Origin of the sequence: Oceanicaulis sp., from assembly GCF_051859625.1 — a bacterium.
Classification (GTDB): Bacteria; Pseudomonadota; Alphaproteobacteria; order Caulobacterales; family Maricaulaceae; genus Oceanicaulis.
The window spans coordinates 810,663-827,378 of the sequence record NZ_JBHYFH010000001.1; the positions used below are offsets into that span (position 1 = coordinate 810,663).

Genomic DNA, 16,716 nt, shown 5'->3' on the forward strand with positions numbered 1-16,716 from the left:
CCCCGAGTCTTTGCAGATGCAGCAAGACTAAGGGCAAAATTTTGACCGTGGAAGCCTAGAAACCGTAAAGTAGCGACACGTCCAAGCGCGTATCGGTCGGCTCGAAACCCGGCTCGGTTTCAAACTCGTGCTCAATATGAAGCCCGGTCTGCACCGCCCAATGACCAAACAGGCGATTGGTCAGGGTGAAGCGTTGATCCACCTTGGAGCCGCCGCCGCCATACACGGTGGTCCTGGATTCAAACCGGCTGGTGTCGCTGATCTGAAACGTCAGATCAGACGCCGCTTCCGCCACCCAATCGCCGAGCGTCTCCCCGCTGCCAGCGCGCTCGCGCCAGCGATGGCCGACACCCGCCCGCAGCTCAAGACCCAGCCGGTCGCCGTCAATGGCGTGCCAGACCCCGCCCGCTGTCGCGAAGGCGGATTGTTCATAGGCCCCGACCAGATCGCGCTCATACGAGCCGCCTGCATAATAGCCATATCCAGAATCCAGCGCGCGCGAGATGCGGCTTTCCGCCAGCCAGTTGTCGCGGCTCGTCCGATCCCCATGCTCGGTCAGGAAATACTCAAACTGGTTATCCACCCGCCAGCCATGCGGCAATTGGCGATCCAGCTCGACCGCAAAGGAGAAATCAATCAGCTCTGAATTGCCGTTCTCCACCTGGACGCCGGCGCGGATCTGCCCGGACCACAACTCACCGTGAAGCGCCCGGATCGGAGCGGCCAGCCAGCCGCCAGACCCTTCAGGCGCGCCCGACAGCGCCACCGGGGCGCCGCCGATTGAGCGGTGCTCGTGTTCAGGTTCGGCGTCAGCCGCAGATGCGCTCTCTGCTTCGGGCTCAGGCTCAGGCTCTGGCAGCGGCCAGTCGCTGAGCGCGCCGGCCCGGCTGGGCAAATGCGCGATGACGTCCGCATGCACCGCCGCTCGGCCGCCCGGAACCAGCACAGCCACCATATCCGCGGTTTCTAAAAACCGAGCGTCGTCGATGTCTCGCCTGTCCGCTTCAGCCAGCAGATTGCGATAAGCGGGCGGAATCTCGGCGAAGGCCGCCGCGCTGGAGACGGTCATCGCCAGACAGGCGAGACCATATTGGAAAACTGAACGCATGATTATGCCTGCTACTCGGTGCGCATTACGGGACCCAGGGTGAACCAGCACACATCCCGGCTCTCGCCGACCTCCAGATCAGGCCAGCCGTCGGGACAGTCCGCGGAAAAGGCGTCACTCATCATAGCGTCCGCCTCTGAGCATGTATTCTTACCCGTACTCAGCACAATCTGGTCGCCGTCAACACGCCAGTCCAAATGTGCTTCCGCCGTGCAGAACAGAATGTCTTTACGAAGCTCAGCGCCGCCAGAGCCGGGGCCTTCACCAAAGAAGACAGAGCCAAACTCGCCGAGCTCATAGCTTTGACCGGCCGGGCTGACCGGCCCCTCGCCCGGAGCAACGAGGGCCCAACTCGCCAACAGCCCGATCATCCATGAAGTCATGTCTCGCCCCCTGTCGCTCAATCGCCAGAAAGGCTTGCACAGTCAGGGTTAAGATCGCGCTTACCAGCGAGCAGGCGACAGATGAGCAGGGGGGACGCGAACGAGACCAGGCGTCGCCGCCCAATCGCCCTATTCGATACGGGTGATCCGCCAGTCGAGCGCGCCGCCATCGGGTCCAAGCCAGCAGACGCCGGTGGCTTCCCAGTCGCCGCCGACCGAGGTGATGTCTTCACCGATCGGATAATCTGGCCAGCTGCGGCATTCGGGACGTTCGCCCCACGGATCCATCCAGAAAATGTCGGCGTCGACATAAAACCGGCCATTATTGGTTTCGCTCCACTCCGTCGACCAAGGATCGCTGCCCATGGCGTCAGAAATGCCGGAGACGGTGACCGATCCGCCCTCTTCAAAGCGGATGGTGGCGGTGTCGCCGACTCGCGCGAAATCGGTGTTGCGGGTCGCCACGGCCTGAAAGACCTGACCCGCCGGGCCGTCATTGGCGAAAGCGCACGGCGCGAGAAGGCTTAGCGCGAGGCTGGCGATAATCGTCTTGTTCATAATGATATCCTGTCTCCGCCGCTCGGAAGCGGCCTTGTTGGCAGCCTGAAAAGGGTGAGCGCTATTGCGTCCGCGTCACCGACAGCACGTTTGAATTGGTGATCCAGCACAGGTCCGAAGGCTGCGCGCTGGAGCCCACGTCAATGTGCGGCCAGGCCTCGCAATTGACCTCGCTTTGACCGTCCGCAAGAAGCTGCAAGGCGGGTCGCGGCGGTAATTCTTCGCCCTCATAACCCGGATCCGCGGCATCGCCCAAAATGGAGATCCGGCCGCCCCCTTCCGCATACCAGGAGCCGGTCCCGCCGGGTTGATCAGCGCCGCCAATGCCCGTTTCGGTGTAGCTGTCGATCAGACCGTCACCGAACGAGAAAGAGATCGCGCCGCCATAGATAGGCGGGGCGCTGCCGAACTCGACCCGATAGATTTGATTGAGGGGGGATGGCGATGCGCTTTCATCCTGCCGGGCAAGCGCGCTCCCGCTCGTGACCGCTACGGTTAGGGCCAAGCCTATCGCTGCGCCACAGATCATTTTCAATCTCAAAGGCATGCCGTCTTCCCCCATGCAAATTTGATGGGCGCAGACTAGGCGACAGGTCTTTAAGATCAGGTGAGCGTTGCGAGATTGCGCGCTTTAGTCAGGGGCGCGCCCTGCGCCGTCAAACGGGCCATGGTCATAGCTGACGATGCGGGTGAGCTTCCATCCGTCCGCGTCCTGACGCCAGACATGCAGGAACCGCCCCTGTCCATGCGGCTCGTCCGCGCCGTAATTGATGAAAGCGTGCCAGCCGGTCTGGATCGCGCCATAACCCGGCACCGGCCAGACTTCGATGGAGCCTGGCGTCAGCTGCCGCTGGAAATTGCCGCAGATCGACGTGTTCACGGAATCAATCAGCGCCGCACGATCCAGGATCAGCCCGTCCACATCGTGATAAAACTCGATCTCCTCGGCGATGAAAGCGCCAAATCCCTCGCCGTCACAGGAGTTGAACGCCTCAAACACCTGCGCATCAAGCGCGGTGACCGTCTCCAGCAAGGGTGTTTTCACGCCCGCATCCGGCGCAGGCTGGGCGAACATCAGGGCGGCGGCGAGCAAGACGGACATGACCAAGACTCCAAGGTGACGAACCCTGAGCTTCACCCATTCCGCCCTTGGGTGACAGCGAAACCTTGGGTCTGAAAGATGTCTTTTTAGACAGGTGCTTTCCCCAAAACCGCCCCAAGCCGCCGACGCAGCCCGCGCTGGAATGATCATATCAATCGCTGTGCGCAAGGCGTATCATGACGCGAGCGCATCCGCTGGATGCCCCCGTGCGAAGGAGCACACCATGGCCAAAGGCCAGAAACGATCCAACAAGGAAATCAAGAAGCCCAAAGCGGACAAGAAAGCCGCCGCCGCGACGCTGTCCCCGACTTCGGTCGGCGGCGTCATGGACCGCACCCGCAAGTAACGGGTCTGTCGCCGCGCCCTGACACGGCGCGGCCTCGCCTCGTTAGACTGCGGCTGACCTGTCTATTCGACCCGTTGAGGCGAGGCTGCGTCTTCAGCCATCGCGTCAGTGGTTTCAGCGTCTTGCGACGACAACCGGGCGAGCAAATCAAATTCAATGTCTGAGATTTGCGCGCTGACCGCCGCTGTCAGATCATCGGACGGCGCCATACCGAGCGCGTGCAGGTCAGCGCTATCGGCGATCTCAACCTCTTGCGCTTCGGCCACGCGCCCCATGCCCAGACGGGCGATGGAACGCGCCATGCCGCGTGCATAGATGCGGGCGCGCGCAGCCTCGGCCTCGCTCATCTCCCCGGACGCCAGACGAGTGTCGATCTCATCCAAAGCCTGTCCATAAGGCGGCCAGGTCTGGGCCGCGGCGTCCAGGTCCGCGCCTGCAACATCGCGCTCCGCTGGCTCGGCGTCGTCGGCATAGCGGCTCAGATACACCGCCACATCCGACAGGGCGGCGCTGTCCGCCGTGCGCCAGTCATGGGCTGTCAGGCCGTTCTGCAACATGCCCGCCCCATCGCTGATCACCAGCGTCGGCGTGCCGAAGCTTTCGCTGACGCCAAAGCGTGCAAGCTGGTCCTGATTGCGATGACGCTGGCCCACATCCACACGCACGAGGACGTAATGGTCTTCAATGAGCGCTGAAAGCCGCGCATCGTCATCAAGTTTTGACGCCAGCCCCCGGCTGTCATGGCACCAGTCCGCGCCGAACACGATCAGCGCCTGCTTGTCCTCATCGCGCGCCTGCGCCAGCGCCGCGTCGACCATTGCGGCGGCGTCCGCGTTTTCAGGATAAAACGCCGCATCGTGAGCGTCTTGCGCCAGCGCGATCGCGCCAAACATGACAGCGAGGACCGCTGTGAGGATCAGTACGATTTTCACGACACACCCTTATTCTGACCTGCAATCACGGAATGGCCCTGTCGGGCATGAGCGGCGCTCACGTTATTGTATGCGCCGGACACGATAATTATGCGCATTGACCCAGCAAACGTCCGTGCGAGTCTCGCCCACACTCATGTCTGGCCAGGCGTTACAGTAGATGTCCCGGAAAAACACCGGTTGCACTGCGGACTCTACATCAAATTGCACCGCATAGGACGACAGCGTTAACAGTACGAACCCCGAGATATTGTTCGCAGAATCCTGAGCGCCGGTGCAAATCAGACTGCCCGTCAGAATGTCGTCTTGTGTCGTCTCAGCATCGAACTGAAGCGAGCATGAGAGTGTGGGCTCAATTATAATGTCATAGAGATGCCCGAACGGGTATTGCGGCGCGGCGTCTTCAGACACCTCCAGGCTCGCCAAGGCCAGGCTGCCTGCAAGAAAAATCAGGCTTGGTATCATGGCTGTTCCCTCTGTCCGTTCAATATATCCAGCATGATGGCCGATGCCCCGGAGGCCAAGGCGATCCCGCCCGGAACCGCCAGAGCGGTCCATGGAGTTTTCAAGATGCACCCCCTCTTCGCTGACAGCTCAGCCTGGTGCGCCATAACAGCGGATGAGCCCCACAAAGACCCGGCGAAAGCCTTTGCGGCGCCTACTCACCTAACGGTCCCGAGATCACCCGCATCGCGCCATAGCGCTCAGGGTGATGCAGCTCGGCCCAGCAGCCTGCACCCTCATTGAGCCAGGCTGGCCCGGAACCGTCACGGATATAGTCGGGTCGACCATCCCAATCCTGGCCCGCCTCCAGCACAGGCCAAGCATCGCAAAGCGAATGGCCACGCGGGAACTCAAGAATAATCGTCTCTCCGGTCGCTTCCCAGCTGCCAGTGAAGAACATGCAGGTATGGGGATCGTCGCCCTCTGACAGGACTTCGCCCTCGGCGGTGAATGTGACCTGACAGGCATCGCCCTGATAGACGACCTCCACAACTTCGCCGTCGGGCGTGCGGACGCCCTCCTGCGCCAGGGCTGCGGCGGGGGTCGCGATGAGCGCAAAGATCGTAAGGAGCTGTTTCATCGGATCCTCATCACCAAAGCATGCTCGCGCAGATCGACGTCCATCCAGCAGACATCTTGCGTGGTTTCGCCCTCGGCGATCTCCGGCCAGCGCGTGCAGTCATTGGACAGGAACTGCTCGACATCACCGGTAAAGTGCGGCGCGCCGCTGCTCATCTCGATCACGCCTTCACGCAGGAACGCCCCACCATCACAGCTGAACATGAAAGCCAGCTCGTAATCGATCTCGAGCATGCAGCGCTCCTCCTCGAAATTGATCGTATAAGACTGTCCGGCGGGTGAAGCGCCCGGCTCATCGGCGTACGCGCCGCCCAGCGCCATCACACCCAGCGCCAGCCCCGCCGCAGCGATTTTCAGTAATGATGTCATGGCTGTCCCCTCTTCCCGTTTCGCAAAGCCTGCGCGATCCGGGATGAAGGGGGGATGAATAGAGGCCGATCGCTTTGATCGTATGAGTGAATGAGGCCCTGAGGCGGCGTCTGGCGCCCTACTCCACCCGCGTGGCGGAACCGAGCTCCAGCCCCTCGCCCGCGCCATGGCCCAGCCAGCACAACTCGCCGGCATCCATCGACTCGCCCACGGCATAGCCCGGCCAGTCGCCGCAAATATACGTCAGCTCGCCCTGATCGCCGGTATAGGTGAAGGTTATCTCCCCCTCGCCCGTGCGCACCCAATGGCCCCAGCCCACGCCCGAGGGCGGCCAACTGATCCCGAAAATCTCGCTGGCGAGCACCGCATCCAGATCCATCGAGCCATCGGCATGAAGGGTCAGATAGCCATCCATCTCCGCCGAAATGCGAAACCGACCCTCCGGGTCGGCCGCGTGTGCGCTGGCGCTTGCGCCGAGGGTGAGAAGGCTGGCGGCCAGACAGGCTGCAGCGGTTGTCAGAAACACGGTCATGGCTGTCCCCCTTTGCCCGTTTCACAAAGCCTGCGGGATGAGGGGTGAAGTGGGCGTGAATGGGGGGAGTGAAGGTGCGTTGATGAGAAGTCTTACACGACTATTGAATTATTGAGACTTTGAAGCATGCGCTCTCACCAAACTCTTCCCAATATGCCACGACTGGGACATGCGGGATTGATAAAAGGAAATGGCAACGCAGATAGTTCTCCTCTGACCACCACATGGGAGCCATCGAACATGACAACATGACGACGTTTAACTTGACGCCTTCGACTTCCCTGGGTGACTATCTCTAAGGTTGCTATAAGGCAGAATGCATGCCTCGTTTCGCTTTTTCTACTTTCGTTAAGATGGCACTTCTGCCATCGCATGAACTATCATCCGAGCTAGAGAAGTACAGCAAGAAAGGCTCAGGATACGATTTCTACCGAACCCTTCGCTCGGCTTCTAAGAAATTCGCAGGAGATGGCATCGACTTCGCAAATGCTGTCCAAGAAATAGCGTCATTGAAATCTGGGCCAGAGCGGGATCACAATCTGGCTGCTGCAAACTCCCTAAAAGAGTGGATTGCAAAGAAAAAGCCTACCTTGCACGCACCTCCTCCCGTTAAGATTTATCAAAGCCCGCATAAGAAATTTGAAATTCGCATAGAGCCCGAATTTTCAATGGAACACGAAGGAATTTTATGGATTGTTCAAATTTTTAACTCTCAAAAACTTAAAATCACCCCAACTTCAGCGGAGCCTGCCTTGCACCTCTTGAAACGAAAATATTCAGACTCAGAATATGGTAACTACAGTCCTGGGATTCTGGATTTGGGCTCAAAAAAATTCATAGGAAAGCACTGGAATCCAAATCGCGCCGCAAAGAATTTCTCCCACCTAACAGATGATATTTGCAGAAGACTAGAAGAATAAAATGCCATCGAACGATCTCAAAATAAACAATAGAACCGCTTACTTTAGAAAAGCAATTACATCTCCCGATTTTCGAAGTGAACGAGTAATAGTAAAGGATGCATTTGAATTCATACTGCTATGGCTGAAACGAGAAAACCCGTCTGCGCAATTTTACTGGCGACAATCACAACAATTCTATAAAGCAAGTCTAGGCCTCGATAAAACAGCTGCACCCCTCACATTGTACTATTGTTACTTAAATGCCGTTAAGTCATTATTGACTGTCAAAGGTATCGCATTTAAAGAAATACATGGGGTGTCAGGAGACTTTAGCTCCTCCAAGCGATCGCTAGCCAATGAAACCATAGAAATCAAAAACAATGGAATAATGGCAGAGCTCATTAAATATCTTGAAGAACCAGAAGAATCTAAAGCCCACACAATAAAAGATGTATTGTCAAATCTTCCCTTTATCCACAGGGCCTTTCGGCTAACTTATACATCGCACCCTGAACAATTCATACCACTAAGAGAAGTTATATACAGAAGGCACCCAAGATTGAATAAAGTTTGGCTGTCTGCGAAAGTAGAAGGCCGCCTGTCAGATAAGCGGTCACTCGATCCAACTTTGCCAAATACATTTGAAAGAGATGACGGATTCACAGGCGAATGCATCATTCGCACCAAGAAAAGAGTCAGTTGGTGTAACAAAACGGGCGCCACAGAAATTGAGCAACAATCAGCCTTGTCCAAACTTTCCAAGCTACATAAAAAATTACGACATCAAATAGTTCATATTTCCAGCAGTCCAGACCTTTGGTACCTAAAAAGAAATGTGTCAGGCGCAACCCGAATAGATCGGCAACCACTCACTTTAATTTGCCTTGCCATGCATAGACTTAGCGAGCTGGCAAGATACGATCCAGAAGGATTGAGCTGGTACTTCGACCATAAAGAAAACTGGCTTATATCTGAATTTATTGAATTATCTCCATTGCAATTTATTGATGAAATCGCATGTGAGATGACTGGTATGGAGTTCGGTGTGCCGGGCATAAGACCTCGTTAGATTACATCATATCTCACCTCATAGCTTTCACCACAGCGTCGACGGAATAAAAAAGGCCGGGCATCTGCCCGGCCTTTCCTATTCCCGCAAGCGCCAACCACCCTAATCAATCGGCTCGCGCTTCTCGCCCTTATCGTTGAGGTAGATCTCGGACCCCTTCGCCTTGAACTCCTCGGCTTTCTCGGCCATCGCCTGATCGACCTCGTCAAGGCCGAGCATGGTGTTGGGGCTGCGGGCGGTGCCGAATTCGTCGCGGATTTCCTGGGTGATCTTCATCGAGCAGAATTTCGGCCCGCACATGGAGCAGAAATGGGCGACCTTGTGGGCTTCCTTGGGCAGGGTCTGATCGTGGAAATCGCGGGCGGTGTCGGGGTCGAGCGATAGGTTGAACTGGTCTTCCCAGCGGAACTCAAATCTAGCTCGTGACAGCGCGTCATCGCGCAGCTTGGCCGCCGGGTGCCCCTTGGCGAGGTCGGCGGCGTGGGCGGCGATCTTGTAGGTGATGACGCCGGTCTTCACATCATCGCGGTCAGGCAGGCCCAGATGCTCTTTCGGCGTGACATAGCAGAGCATGGCGCAGCCGAACCAGCCGATCATCGCCGCGCCGATTCCTGAGGTGATGTGGTCATAGCCCGGCGCAATGTCGGTGGTGAGCGGGCCGAGCGTGTAGAACGGCGCCTCGCCACAAGTTTCGAGCTGCTTGTCCATATTGGCCTTGATCTTGTGCATGGGCACATGGCCCGGCCCTTCGATCATCACCTGACAGCCCTTCTTCCACGCCACTTGCGTCAGCTCACCCAGGGTTTCGAGCTCGGCGAACTGGGCGCGGTCATTGGCGTCGGCGATGGAGCCGGGGCGCAGGCCGTCGCCCAAGCTGAAGGAGACGTCATAAGCGCACATGATGTCGCAAATCTCCTCAAAGCGTTCGTAAAGGAAGCTCTCCTTATGGTGCGCCAGGCACCATTTCGCCATGATCGAGCCGCCGCGCGAGACGATGCCCGTCACCCGGTCCGCGGTCAGCGGCACATAGGCGAGGCGCACCCCGGCATGGATGGTGAAATAATCCACCCCCTGCTCGGCCTGCTCGATCAGGGTGTCGGCGAAGATGTCAAAGGTCAGGTCCTCGGCGACGCCGCCCACCTTCTCCAGCGCCTGATAGATCGGCACGGTGCCAATGGGCACGGGCGAGTTGCGCAATATCCATTCGCGGGTGTTGTGGATGTTCTTGCCGGTGGAGAGGTCCATCACCGTATCCCCGCCCCAGCGGATGGCCCAGACCATCTTGTCCACCTCTTCCTCGACCGATGAGGCGACGGCGGAATTGCCGATATTGGCGTTGATCTTCACCAGGAAGTTCCGCCCGATCACCATGGGCTCAAGCTCGCCATGGTTGATATTGGCGGGGATGATGGCGCGGCCGCGGGCGATCTCGTCGCGGACAAATTCTGGCGTCACGAATTCCGGCACCGCGGCGCCGAAGCTCTCGCCATCCGCATGGCGGATATGGGCGTCGTGCAGCGCTTGGGCACGGCCGAGATTTTCGCGCTCGGCGGCGTAGATCATCTCGTCGGTGATGACGCCAGCCTTGGCGAACTCATACTGGGTGATCGGGGCCGATCCGACACCGCGCAGCGGGCGATGACGCACCGGGAATTCACGCGCCAGATATTTGCCCGTCGCGCCGCCATTATCGAGCGGGCTCGGCTCACGGCCTTCATACTCTTCCACGCCGCCGCGGGCCTTGACCCAGTCGATGCGGGTGCGCGGCAGGCCCTTTTCCACGTCGATCGTCTGGTTCGGATCGGTATACGGGCCCGAACAGTCATAAACGCGCACCGGCGGCTCCATCGCCGTGGGATGCAGCTCGATCTCGCGATGGGGCACTTTCAGATGCGGCGCCGCCTTGGGCGAGGAATAGACGCGCGACGAGCCGGCCAGCGGGCCCGTGGTCACGGTCGGGGTCGGAAATTCGGCCTGGTTGGTGGGCTTGTTCATGAGAGGGGTCCTAGGGTTTTGGCGATGATCGCCTCAGCGGCGTCTGCATCCGCGAGGTCGAAGAAATGGAACTCATCTTTCGGGTTTACGGCTCGCAGAATGAGCGAGCGCCCGTCACGGATCAGTGAGACGATACGCTCAAGCTCGACCTCTTCGTAGATGCTGGATTTAGGCTGTAACGCTACTAAGCGAGATGGGGTAAGCATATAATCGAGCAGCACAGGTTCGCCGCGTCGCTTCTTATGGATGATCCAACGGAGCAAAAAACCCGATCCAGTCCCGCTCACGACCAGCAAGCAGAATCCTATAAAATGCTGCAGGAAATCCTCAGCAAAGAACATGACCGACGCGCCTATAAAAACGCCCACCAAACTCACCGTGAAGAATTTAAACTCAACTGGGATCATCTCCATCCAGCTGACCGGAACATAGCGCGGACGAGTTGGGCTGGATCGGTCAACCCACAACATGCGTTCACCCGGCGCCAAGGCCTCTTCAAGGGATGAAGCGTTCTTAAAGTGCATCCAGCCCCAGCTCCCGTTGGCGCTTCTTCGTCAGCCCAAGAGCTGCAAGAGCGTGAGAGGCGCGCAGATGTTCGGTGAGGTCTTCATCGGAGACGGCGGCGTCGGAGGTGCGCTGTATCCAGGTCATCCCGCGGCTGGCGAGATAGGGCGCGGGGCGGCAGCCCTCGGCGTCGCGCAGCACCTCGTAAACGATCTCGGAGCATTTGAAAGTGACGGCGAGCGGCCCGTCGGAGTCCGGCCACATGCCAATGGCGAAGACCTTACCCTTTTCGAGCCCGCCCACTTTCCAGACATGGGCGCCGCCCCACTGGACCACATGGGCCGCATGGGGCAGGGAAGAACAGAAATCGTTATACTCTTCGAGCGTCATCGCGCTGCTCCATCCCGCCGCCGGCATGACCCGGATCCGGTCCTGAGGGTGACGTCTCAGCCCCGCACGACCACCGTGCGGGACACCCCTTGGAACTGTCGCCACACTGAAGACGCCTGACGCGCTTGGCAAGGGTTTGCGTTCATTCGCTCTGGGCAAATGCGCGCTGACCGGCTATAAGAAGCGCACAGAAAAAAGACCCGCCCGGGGGGATCCGGAGCGGGTCTAGGTCCAAGTCCAATGGAGCCGGCGAGAGCGATCTCGTCGGCTCTGTCGCGTTTAGGTCGAGGAGAAGTTGGCCGAGATCATCCGGGCGACGGCGATGGCGTCGGAGATGGTGTCCACGGAATAGATCTGCATGACGCCCTGGGTGGAGGCGGCCTGCGCATTGGTGAAGGCGTGCGACTGTGCGTTCACCGCGTTCTCGAACATCAGGCCATGCGAGTGCGCCAGCGCCTGATAGACATTGCCCATCGCCATGGCCGGCGCTTCACCGACCACTTTGACGTTTGACTGGGTCACGGCGTCGGTGACCTGGGAATTCACTTGCTCGTTAGCTACCGTAGACATGTTGTATCCTCATTGGGTTTTCGTGGTGAAGTGCAGACCCGGTCCCTGTGAGCGGGATCTGCGGGTTTTTCTGTGGCGCTGACGCCCTCAGAAACTTGGGATCAGTCCTGATTGACGCTGACCGATGGGCCGTTATTGGGATTCCAGATGGTCTCCGCGCTCCGCCCAAGGGTCAGGATGTAGGCGACGCAAGTCGCCGTGGTGGCGGCTGCGGTCTGGTTGTTCAGAAGCTGGCTTTGAACATTGCCTTCGAACAGCTTGGCCAGAGAGCTGGCGCTGGCGTTGGTGGCGATGCTTTCGCTGCTGACGACCGACAACTCGTCGATGGTCAGGGTGATCTGCTTGTCTTCGCTCATGATGGTCTCCTTTGGAGTTGAATGCCCGCAAGTTTCTGGGCGATCCGGGCTTCGATCAGACTGGTGCGGCGTGCGATGGAGGCGGATTGTTCCTTCTGGCGGACGATCGCCGCCTGCTCGAGACGCTGACGCATCGCCGCTTCGTCAGACGCCTGAGCCTCCGCCTGGGTCATTTTCTCCCCCGGCCCGAACCCCGGAATGGGCGGAATATCGATCGGCGTTTGCGGTATCGAGGTCTCGGGAATGGGCGGGTCCGGGATTGACGGGTCGGGGATGGGCGGATCGGGAATGACCTCGCCATTGTCCGCCTTCATCGCCTGGATATCCGCCCAGATCTTGTTGAGCACCGCGCTCAACGGCTCGATCTCCGCCATCACGATCGCGCGGACTTGCTCTTTCATCGCCTGGTTCATGATCGCCCCTCCCCGGGCTATAGGTTCAGCGCACGGTGAAATAGCGGATGTTCGGATCATCAGGATCCGGATGAGCGACATAGCGTCGTCCCACCACCATCGGCGCGCCCCGGCCCGGCACCTCTTCAAGCCCGTCATCTCTGGGCGTCACGAGACCGGTCAGCCCGGCCACGCCGCGCAAGGCGCCGCCGACGCCGGCTGCGATCGGACCGAACGCAAAGCTGAGCCCCGTGGCGATCAACCCGCCGACCTGCAAGACGCCGATCGTGACTTTCTTGGTGGTCGAGGAAATTCCGACCCCCAGGGCGGCCTGTTGCGAGGTGGCGGTCATGTCGGTCAGCTCGAACCCGAAGGCGCCGCAGACCGAAGCCACTTCAGCGGCGAGCTCCATATCCATGAAGCGCTTGAGATTGGCCGCCTCGTCAGAGGACAGTTCATCAAAAGAGATTGTGGTGTTCTCGGTCCGGTACTTCAGATCCCCGGCGCCGTTCTTCTGGATGCTGATCAGGGTCTGGGCGACGCACGATGTCGGCACGGTGATCTGCAACAGCCCGTCATGATCGCCCTGGGAAATGTCGGTGATGTCGGTCATCGGCAGATAGCTGACCTGAGCCGATATCTCGTTGGGGTTCAGCGCTTCCAGCGCCAGCACCACCAGGCCCGGTTCACCGTCGGCCCATTCGACCAAAAAGCTGGTGCAGCCCGACTTGCTGGGAATGAAGACCCGGCGGATTGTCGGCGTCAGCGCGCTGCCGTTAAGCATGACGCGCACCAGGGGATTTCCAGTGTCTGGCGACGACGCCCCCAGATGCAGGCGCGGCGCGCCGACGGAGTCATAGCTTTCAGTCTGCCCGTCCAGATAGACTTGCGGTTCCAGCGCTTCGATGGGCGGAATCCCGGGGGTGAAGACCGGCTTCAACCGCGCCGCATAGCTGTCTGATGGATCGTTTTTTGTGGCCTGGCGGTTCATGATCCAAAGTCTCCCTTGATGCTGCTGGCGGTGCTGGTGACGCCGGTCGAGAAGGTGATCAGCGAGGTTTGCCAGGTCACCAGCTCTTGAAGCGCCTTCTTGCCGGTATCCTGTGTGGCGGGGTCGAGCAGGAGCGCCATCGCCTGACCGGAGGCGGCGAGCACCAGTTGCTCGGAGCCCTGCATGTAGCCGCGCAGATCCTCGAGCATCATCACCGCCGCCTGGTCCGCGACCGGGTTTTCAAGCGCGGCGAGAACCTCGCCTGTCTGCGCAGTCAGCTGAGCCTGATTAAAGGCCACCGCTTTTTGAACATCGGTCGTGGGCGTCGGAAGGCTGGCGCTGGCAAGCTTGTCGCCTTCATCGGAGACGACGTCGTCGGCCAGGTCCTGGGCGTCGGTGACGGCGTCGTCCAGGGCTGCGTCTTCAGCAGCTTGCGCCGCCGACGAGCCGGACTTTGGCTTGGCCTTGCTCAACCGCGTGCGCGGGGTTCTGGGGGTGGGTTGTCTCGCCATCGCCGGATCCTCCTGCTCTATGAGCCGTTAATCTTGGCGATCGCCTGGGCGACGATCGAAGGATTGAGCTGGTTGAGGTTTTGCTGATTGGAGACCGAATTGGTCAGCGCCAGGCCGTTGGCGTTCGCCAGACTCTGATACAGCGCCCCGATCGCCACGGATGGCGCTTCGGCCAACACCCCGACGGCGGTTTGCGCCACCGCATCGGTGATCTTCCCGTTGACCTCGTCAGAACTCGCCATCTCTCACCTCCTGAATTCCCGGTGAGTAAAAACAACCCTGACGAGAGTCGCCATGGCGACAATGTCCCTTGCGTTGCAGATTGACTTCGCGCTTAAATTGAAGCCGAACAAAGGAGGAACCGCGCTCAGGCGCTCAGACTTGACGTTGAGGAGAGTAGAATTGACCTCGCACCCCCTTCCCCTGAAAGGCGCCGACATGTTGCTGAAATCTATTGAAGCTATTGATGCGCCATATAAATTAATCGCCCCGCGGCTGGGTGCGACCCAGGACCCCTCCTTGATAAAGTTCATAGAGGTCCACTTTGACGCGCTGACGCCGCACCTGAACTGGTTCACCGTAGAGTTGTTTTTTCAATGCGGCGTCGCGCGCGGGCTCGCGTATCTGGATCGCCACGCGTCCAAGCGTATCAGCACCCAGAAAATCCTCGCCGATATTCCCGGCTCGTCCCGGTTCACATCGGTGGTGATGAACAATGCCGGCCAGACCGGCTATGTGGAAATTCAATCCAAATCCGGCTTTATCGAAAACATTCGCCGTTTCATCGCCGTAGAGGCGCTCAACGCGGGCGCGTCCACCGCGGAAGTGGCGCATCTATGCGGGGTCAGCGTCCGCACGGTCCAGCGCCTTCAACGCAGCGGCGTGCAAGCGCAGGCGCAAGAGCGCACGCCTTAGTCGGCGCCGCGTATCACGGCGTCCAGCTGTTCGCCTTCAATCCAGCTGTCCACTTCAATCCAGAGCGGCAAATGATCTGACAGCTGATGGGTGAACTCATGAAGGCTGAGGCCCTCAAACACCTCTTCATGGGTGGTTTCATAAAACCGGATCACCCCGCCTTTATCCGTGAAGCGACCCTCGCGCGTCGGGCTATGGACAATCTGATCATAGGATTTGTCTTCACGCAGATTGGTGCCTTGCCCGATCATGCCGCGCGGCGCCTGAAGGCTGTGCTTGGTCAAGGCCTTGAAGGCCGAAGAGCGACGGCTGGGAATGTTGAAATCCCCCACCAGCACGAAATCCTTGTCCTGCTGGGACGGCGCGTTGCGCCGCCTTTCAACCCAGTCCGCGAGTTGGCCGATCTTGGCCGCCCGTGCACGCACGCCGCCCGAATAGCGGATGTGAACGGCGAGCATCACAAAATCGAAATTGCCGGCCCGAAAGCTGACCATATAGGGCGACCGCCACCAGTCGGGCGCTTGGGCCACATAATCATCCCCGTCCTTGATCCGGGGCGGGCTGGCTTCCGCGGCGAGGCCTGTGAAGACCACCATGCGCTTGTCATACACGTACGCGATGCGCTCGAGATTGCCGGCGCCGTCCGCGTCATAATCGGAATAAACCGCATGCCAGTAGGGCCCGAGCACATCCAGCACGTCACGAAGATCTGACAAATCGTCCTTCACCTCGGTGAGGGCGATCACGTCATAGCAATTGATGATCTCGGCAATCAGGCGCTTGGCGTCCGCCGATCTCGGTTGAGCGCCAAAATGGCGGATGTTCCAGGTCCCGAGGATCAGATTCTCGTCCACCTTGGTGGGCGGAATGTTCGCGCGCTCGATCATCTTGCGAATATGCTTGATACGCAACGCGCCCTCAGGCGTAAGCGGACCGAGACTGGAATGGCGCATTGATACCCTCCGTGCTTCACGCCTTATACGCTATTTTTTCTCATCTTGCGATTTACGAAATTCCAGATCATCCATGAATGTCGCGACTATCCGCCGGGGCTTCGACGCGGTCTGTGAGGGTGTAATCGCGCATCACCTCCGCCACCCGCAATCTATAGTGCGACAAGACGCTGGAGCGCCCTAGCGACTGGGCGGTGCGATGCGCCTGCAGGTTTCGCCAGGCTTTCACCGCGTCTTCGTCTCGCCAGGTTGAGAGCGACAAATAGCGGCCAGACTGCGCAAGGCTTTGAAACCGCTCTACAGAAATAAACCCATCCACTGTCTCAAGTTCACGCTTCAAGTCGGCGGCCAAGGCGAAATACGCCGCCTCCTCACCCGGGTTTGCTTCCAGCTCGAAAATCACAACGATCATCGGGTCACACGGCGCAGAAATGTCCTGCGTTCTTGCAAAATGAAGCGCTCTTCCTTCGCAAGGGAGAAGTTCTCACCGCCCCGCTCATCCTCCCGCAATCTGATCCGGTAGGCTTCATAGGCCGCAAGCGTGTCAAACTCGATCAGGCCCAGCGCGACGTCATTCGTGCCTTCATGAGGCATGAAATACCCGATCAGCCGACCTCCACAAGCCGGAATGATCTCCAGCCAGGCTTGGGCATACGCTTCAAAAGCATCGGTCTTGAACGGGTCCAGCCGGTATTCGATGCAGCATAAAAGACTCATGATCACGTCTCCTGTTTCACGTGATCCGATGGTCTAG

General features: G+C 59.1%; 26 protein-coding genes and 1 riboswitch. Of the genes, 4 read left to right on the plus strand and 22 right to left on the minus strand.

The window, feature by feature from the left end; genetic code table 11:
• Window positions 1-55: 55 nt before the first annotated feature.
• The 5 genes from ACTIGF_RS03850 to ACTIGF_RS03870 all read right to left on the minus strand — a co-directional run bounded on the left by ACTIGF_RS03850 (window position 56) and on the right by ACTIGF_RS03870 (window position 3,151).
• Window positions 56-1,108 carry a DUF481 domain-containing protein gene (locus ACTIGF_RS03850; RefSeq protein ID WP_439635612.1) on the minus strand — a complete coding sequence of 351 codons (1,053 nt, stop codon included), beginning with the start codon at window positions 1,106-1,108 and terminating at the stop codon, window positions 56-58.
• A gap of 11 nt (window positions 1,109-1,119) precedes the next feature.
• Entirely contained in the window at window positions 1,120-1,491 is a 372-nt protein-coding gene (locus ACTIGF_RS03855) for a hypothetical protein (protein WP_439635613.1), read from the minus strand.
• 129 nt (window positions 1,492-1,620) lie between these two features.
• The gene (locus tag ACTIGF_RS03860) at window positions 1,621-2,049 is read right to left on the minus strand and encodes a hypothetical protein (protein ID WP_439635614.1); all 429 of its coding nucleotides are present in this window, start codon (window positions 2,047-2,049) and stop codon (window positions 1,621-1,623) included.
• Window positions 2,050-2,110: 61 nt separating this feature from the next.
• Complete coding sequence (locus tag ACTIGF_RS03865) at window positions 2,111-2,554, minus strand: hypothetical protein (protein WP_439635615.1); 444 nt, start codon at window positions 2,552-2,554, stop codon at window positions 2,111-2,113.
• Between the two features lie 126 nt (window positions 2,555-2,680).
• Window positions 2,681-3,151 (minus strand): nuclear transport factor 2 family protein, encoded by a 471-nt coding sequence (locus ACTIGF_RS03870; protein ID WP_439635616.1) that lies wholly within the window; start codon window positions 3,149-3,151, stop codon window positions 2,681-2,683.
• Window positions 3,152-3,374: 223 nt separating this feature from the next.
• On the opposite strand from ACTIGF_RS03870, the gene ACTIGF_RS03875 reads away from it, so the two are divergent.
• Window positions 3,375-3,497: a hypothetical protein gene (locus ACTIGF_RS03875; RefSeq protein ID WP_439635617.1), complete on the plus strand. Its 123-nt coding sequence runs from the start codon at window positions 3,375-3,377 to the stop codon at window positions 3,495-3,497.
• A gap of 62 nt (window positions 3,498-3,559) precedes the next feature.
• On the opposite strand, the gene ACTIGF_RS03880 is transcribed toward ACTIGF_RS03875, so the two are convergent.
• From ACTIGF_RS03880 to ACTIGF_RS03900, 5 genes are all read right to left on the minus strand, one after another.
• The gene (locus tag ACTIGF_RS03880; RefSeq protein ID WP_439635618.1) at window positions 3,560-4,429 is read right to left on the minus strand and encodes a thioredoxin family protein; all 870 of its coding nucleotides are present in this window, start codon (window positions 4,427-4,429) and stop codon (window positions 3,560-3,562) included.
• 63 nt (window positions 4,430-4,492) lie between these two features.
• Window positions 4,493-4,894: a hypothetical protein gene (locus ACTIGF_RS03885; RefSeq protein WP_439635619.1), complete on the minus strand. Its 402-nt coding sequence runs from the start codon at window positions 4,892-4,894 to the stop codon at window positions 4,493-4,495.
• Window positions 4,895-5,087: 193 nt separating this feature from the next.
• Window positions 5,088-5,513 carry a hypothetical protein gene (locus ACTIGF_RS03890; protein ID WP_439635620.1) on the minus strand — a complete coding sequence of 142 codons (426 nt, stop codon included), beginning with the start codon at window positions 5,511-5,513 and terminating at the stop codon, window positions 5,088-5,090.
• The gene (locus ACTIGF_RS03895) at window positions 5,510-5,881 is read right to left on the minus strand and encodes a hypothetical protein (protein WP_439635621.1); all 372 of its coding nucleotides are present in this window, start codon (window positions 5,879-5,881) and stop codon (window positions 5,510-5,512) included. Before ACTIGF_RS03895 ends, ACTIGF_RS03890 begins: the two co-directional genes overlap by 4 nt.
• A 118-nt stretch (window positions 5,882-5,999) precedes the next feature.
• Window positions 6,000-6,413 carry a hypothetical protein gene (locus ACTIGF_RS03900; RefSeq protein ID WP_439635622.1) on the minus strand — a complete coding sequence of 138 codons (414 nt, stop codon included), beginning with the start codon at window positions 6,411-6,413 and terminating at the stop codon, window positions 6,000-6,002.
• Between the two features lie 320 nt (window positions 6,414-6,733).
• Between ACTIGF_RS03900 and ACTIGF_RS03905 the strand changes: the two genes are divergently transcribed.
• The gene (locus ACTIGF_RS03905) at window positions 6,734-7,333 is read left to right on the plus strand and encodes a hypothetical protein (RefSeq protein WP_439635623.1); all 600 of its coding nucleotides are present in this window, start codon (window positions 6,734-6,736) and stop codon (window positions 7,331-7,333) included.
• A gap of 1 nt (window position 7,334) precedes the next feature.
• Window positions 7,335-8,384 carry a YaaC family protein gene (locus ACTIGF_RS03910; protein WP_439635624.1) on the plus strand — a complete coding sequence of 350 codons (1,050 nt, stop codon included), beginning with the start codon at window positions 7,335-7,337 and terminating at the stop codon, window positions 8,382-8,384.
• 102 nt (window positions 8,385-8,486) lie between these two features.
• Here the strand turns inward: ACTIGF_RS03910 and thiC are convergent, their stop codons facing one another.
• The 9 genes from thiC to ACTIGF_RS03955 all read right to left on the minus strand — a co-directional run bounded on the left by thiC (window position 8,487) and on the right by ACTIGF_RS03955 (window position 14,336).
• Entirely contained in the window at window positions 8,487-10,379 is a 1,893-nt protein-coding gene (gene thiC / locus ACTIGF_RS03915) for a phosphomethylpyrimidine synthase ThiC (RefSeq protein WP_439635625.1), read from the minus strand.
• Window positions 10,376-10,903: a hypothetical protein gene (locus ACTIGF_RS03920; RefSeq protein WP_439635626.1), complete on the minus strand. Its 528-nt coding sequence runs from the start codon at window positions 10,901-10,903 to the stop codon at window positions 10,376-10,378. The genes thiC and ACTIGF_RS03920 overlap by 4 nt, the downstream gene beginning before the upstream one ends.
• The gene (locus tag ACTIGF_RS03925) at window positions 10,893-11,273 is read right to left on the minus strand and encodes an MmcQ/YjbR family DNA-binding protein (RefSeq protein ID WP_439635627.1); all 381 of its coding nucleotides are present in this window, start codon (window positions 11,271-11,273) and stop codon (window positions 10,893-10,895) included. The genes ACTIGF_RS03920 and ACTIGF_RS03925 overlap by 11 nt, the downstream gene beginning before the upstream one ends.
• Window positions 11,269-11,373, minus strand: a riboswitch (TPP riboswitch). Its footprint overlaps the gene before it by 5 nt.
• A 179-nt stretch (window positions 11,374-11,552) precedes the next feature.
• On the minus strand, window positions 11,553-11,843 hold the full coding sequence (locus tag ACTIGF_RS03930) for a RebB family R body protein (protein WP_375548272.1): 291 nt from the start codon (window positions 11,841-11,843) through the stop codon (window positions 11,553-11,555).
• A 101-nt stretch (window positions 11,844-11,944) separates the two neighbouring features.
• On the minus strand, window positions 11,945-12,199 hold the full coding sequence (locus tag ACTIGF_RS03935) for a hypothetical protein (protein WP_430430655.1): 255 nt from the start codon (window positions 12,197-12,199) through the stop codon (window positions 11,945-11,947).
• Window positions 12,196-12,612 carry a hypothetical protein gene (locus ACTIGF_RS03940; protein WP_439635628.1) on the minus strand — a complete coding sequence of 139 codons (417 nt, stop codon included), beginning with the start codon at window positions 12,610-12,612 and terminating at the stop codon, window positions 12,196-12,198. The genes ACTIGF_RS03935 and ACTIGF_RS03940 overlap by 4 nt, the downstream gene beginning before the upstream one ends.
• 25 nt (window positions 12,613-12,637) lie before the next feature.
• Entirely contained in the window at window positions 12,638-13,582 is a 945-nt protein-coding gene (locus ACTIGF_RS03945; protein WP_439635629.1) for a hypothetical protein, read from the minus strand.
• A complete protein-coding gene (locus ACTIGF_RS03950) occupies window positions 13,579-14,094 on the minus strand; it encodes a hypothetical protein (protein WP_439635630.1) in 516 nt (171 codons plus the stop codon). Before ACTIGF_RS03950 ends, ACTIGF_RS03945 begins: the two co-directional genes overlap by 4 nt.
• Before the next feature lie 17 nt (window positions 14,095-14,111).
• A complete protein-coding gene (locus ACTIGF_RS03955) occupies window positions 14,112-14,336 on the minus strand; it encodes a RebB family R body protein (protein ID WP_022700372.1) in 225 nt (74 codons plus the stop codon).
• A 277-nt stretch (window positions 14,337-14,613) separates the two neighbouring features.
• Here ACTIGF_RS03955 and ACTIGF_RS03960 point away from each other — a divergent pair, with 277 nt between their 5' ends.
• Window positions 14,614-15,009, plus strand: a complete 396-nt coding sequence (locus ACTIGF_RS03960; protein ID WP_439635631.1) for a hypothetical protein — start codon at window positions 14,614-14,616, stop codon at window positions 15,007-15,009.
• On the opposite strand, the gene ACTIGF_RS03965 is transcribed toward ACTIGF_RS03960, so the two are convergent.
• From ACTIGF_RS03965 to ACTIGF_RS03975, 3 genes are all read right to left on the minus strand, one after another.
• Window positions 15,006-15,962: an endonuclease/exonuclease/phosphatase family protein gene (locus ACTIGF_RS03965; RefSeq protein ID WP_439635632.1), complete on the minus strand. Its 957-nt coding sequence runs from the start codon at window positions 15,960-15,962 to the stop codon at window positions 15,006-15,008. The genes ACTIGF_RS03960 and ACTIGF_RS03965 overlap by 4 nt on opposite strands.
• 67 nt (window positions 15,963-16,029) lie before the next feature.
• Entirely contained in the window at window positions 16,030-16,374 is a 345-nt protein-coding gene (locus tag ACTIGF_RS03970; protein ID WP_439635633.1) for an antibiotic biosynthesis monooxygenase family protein, read from the minus strand.
• Complete coding sequence (locus tag ACTIGF_RS03975) at window positions 16,371-16,679, minus strand: NIPSNAP family protein (RefSeq protein WP_439635634.1); 309 nt, start codon at window positions 16,677-16,679, stop codon at window positions 16,371-16,373. Before ACTIGF_RS03975 ends, ACTIGF_RS03970 begins: the two co-directional genes overlap by 4 nt.
• Between the last annotated feature and the right edge of the window lie 37 nt (window positions 16,680-16,716).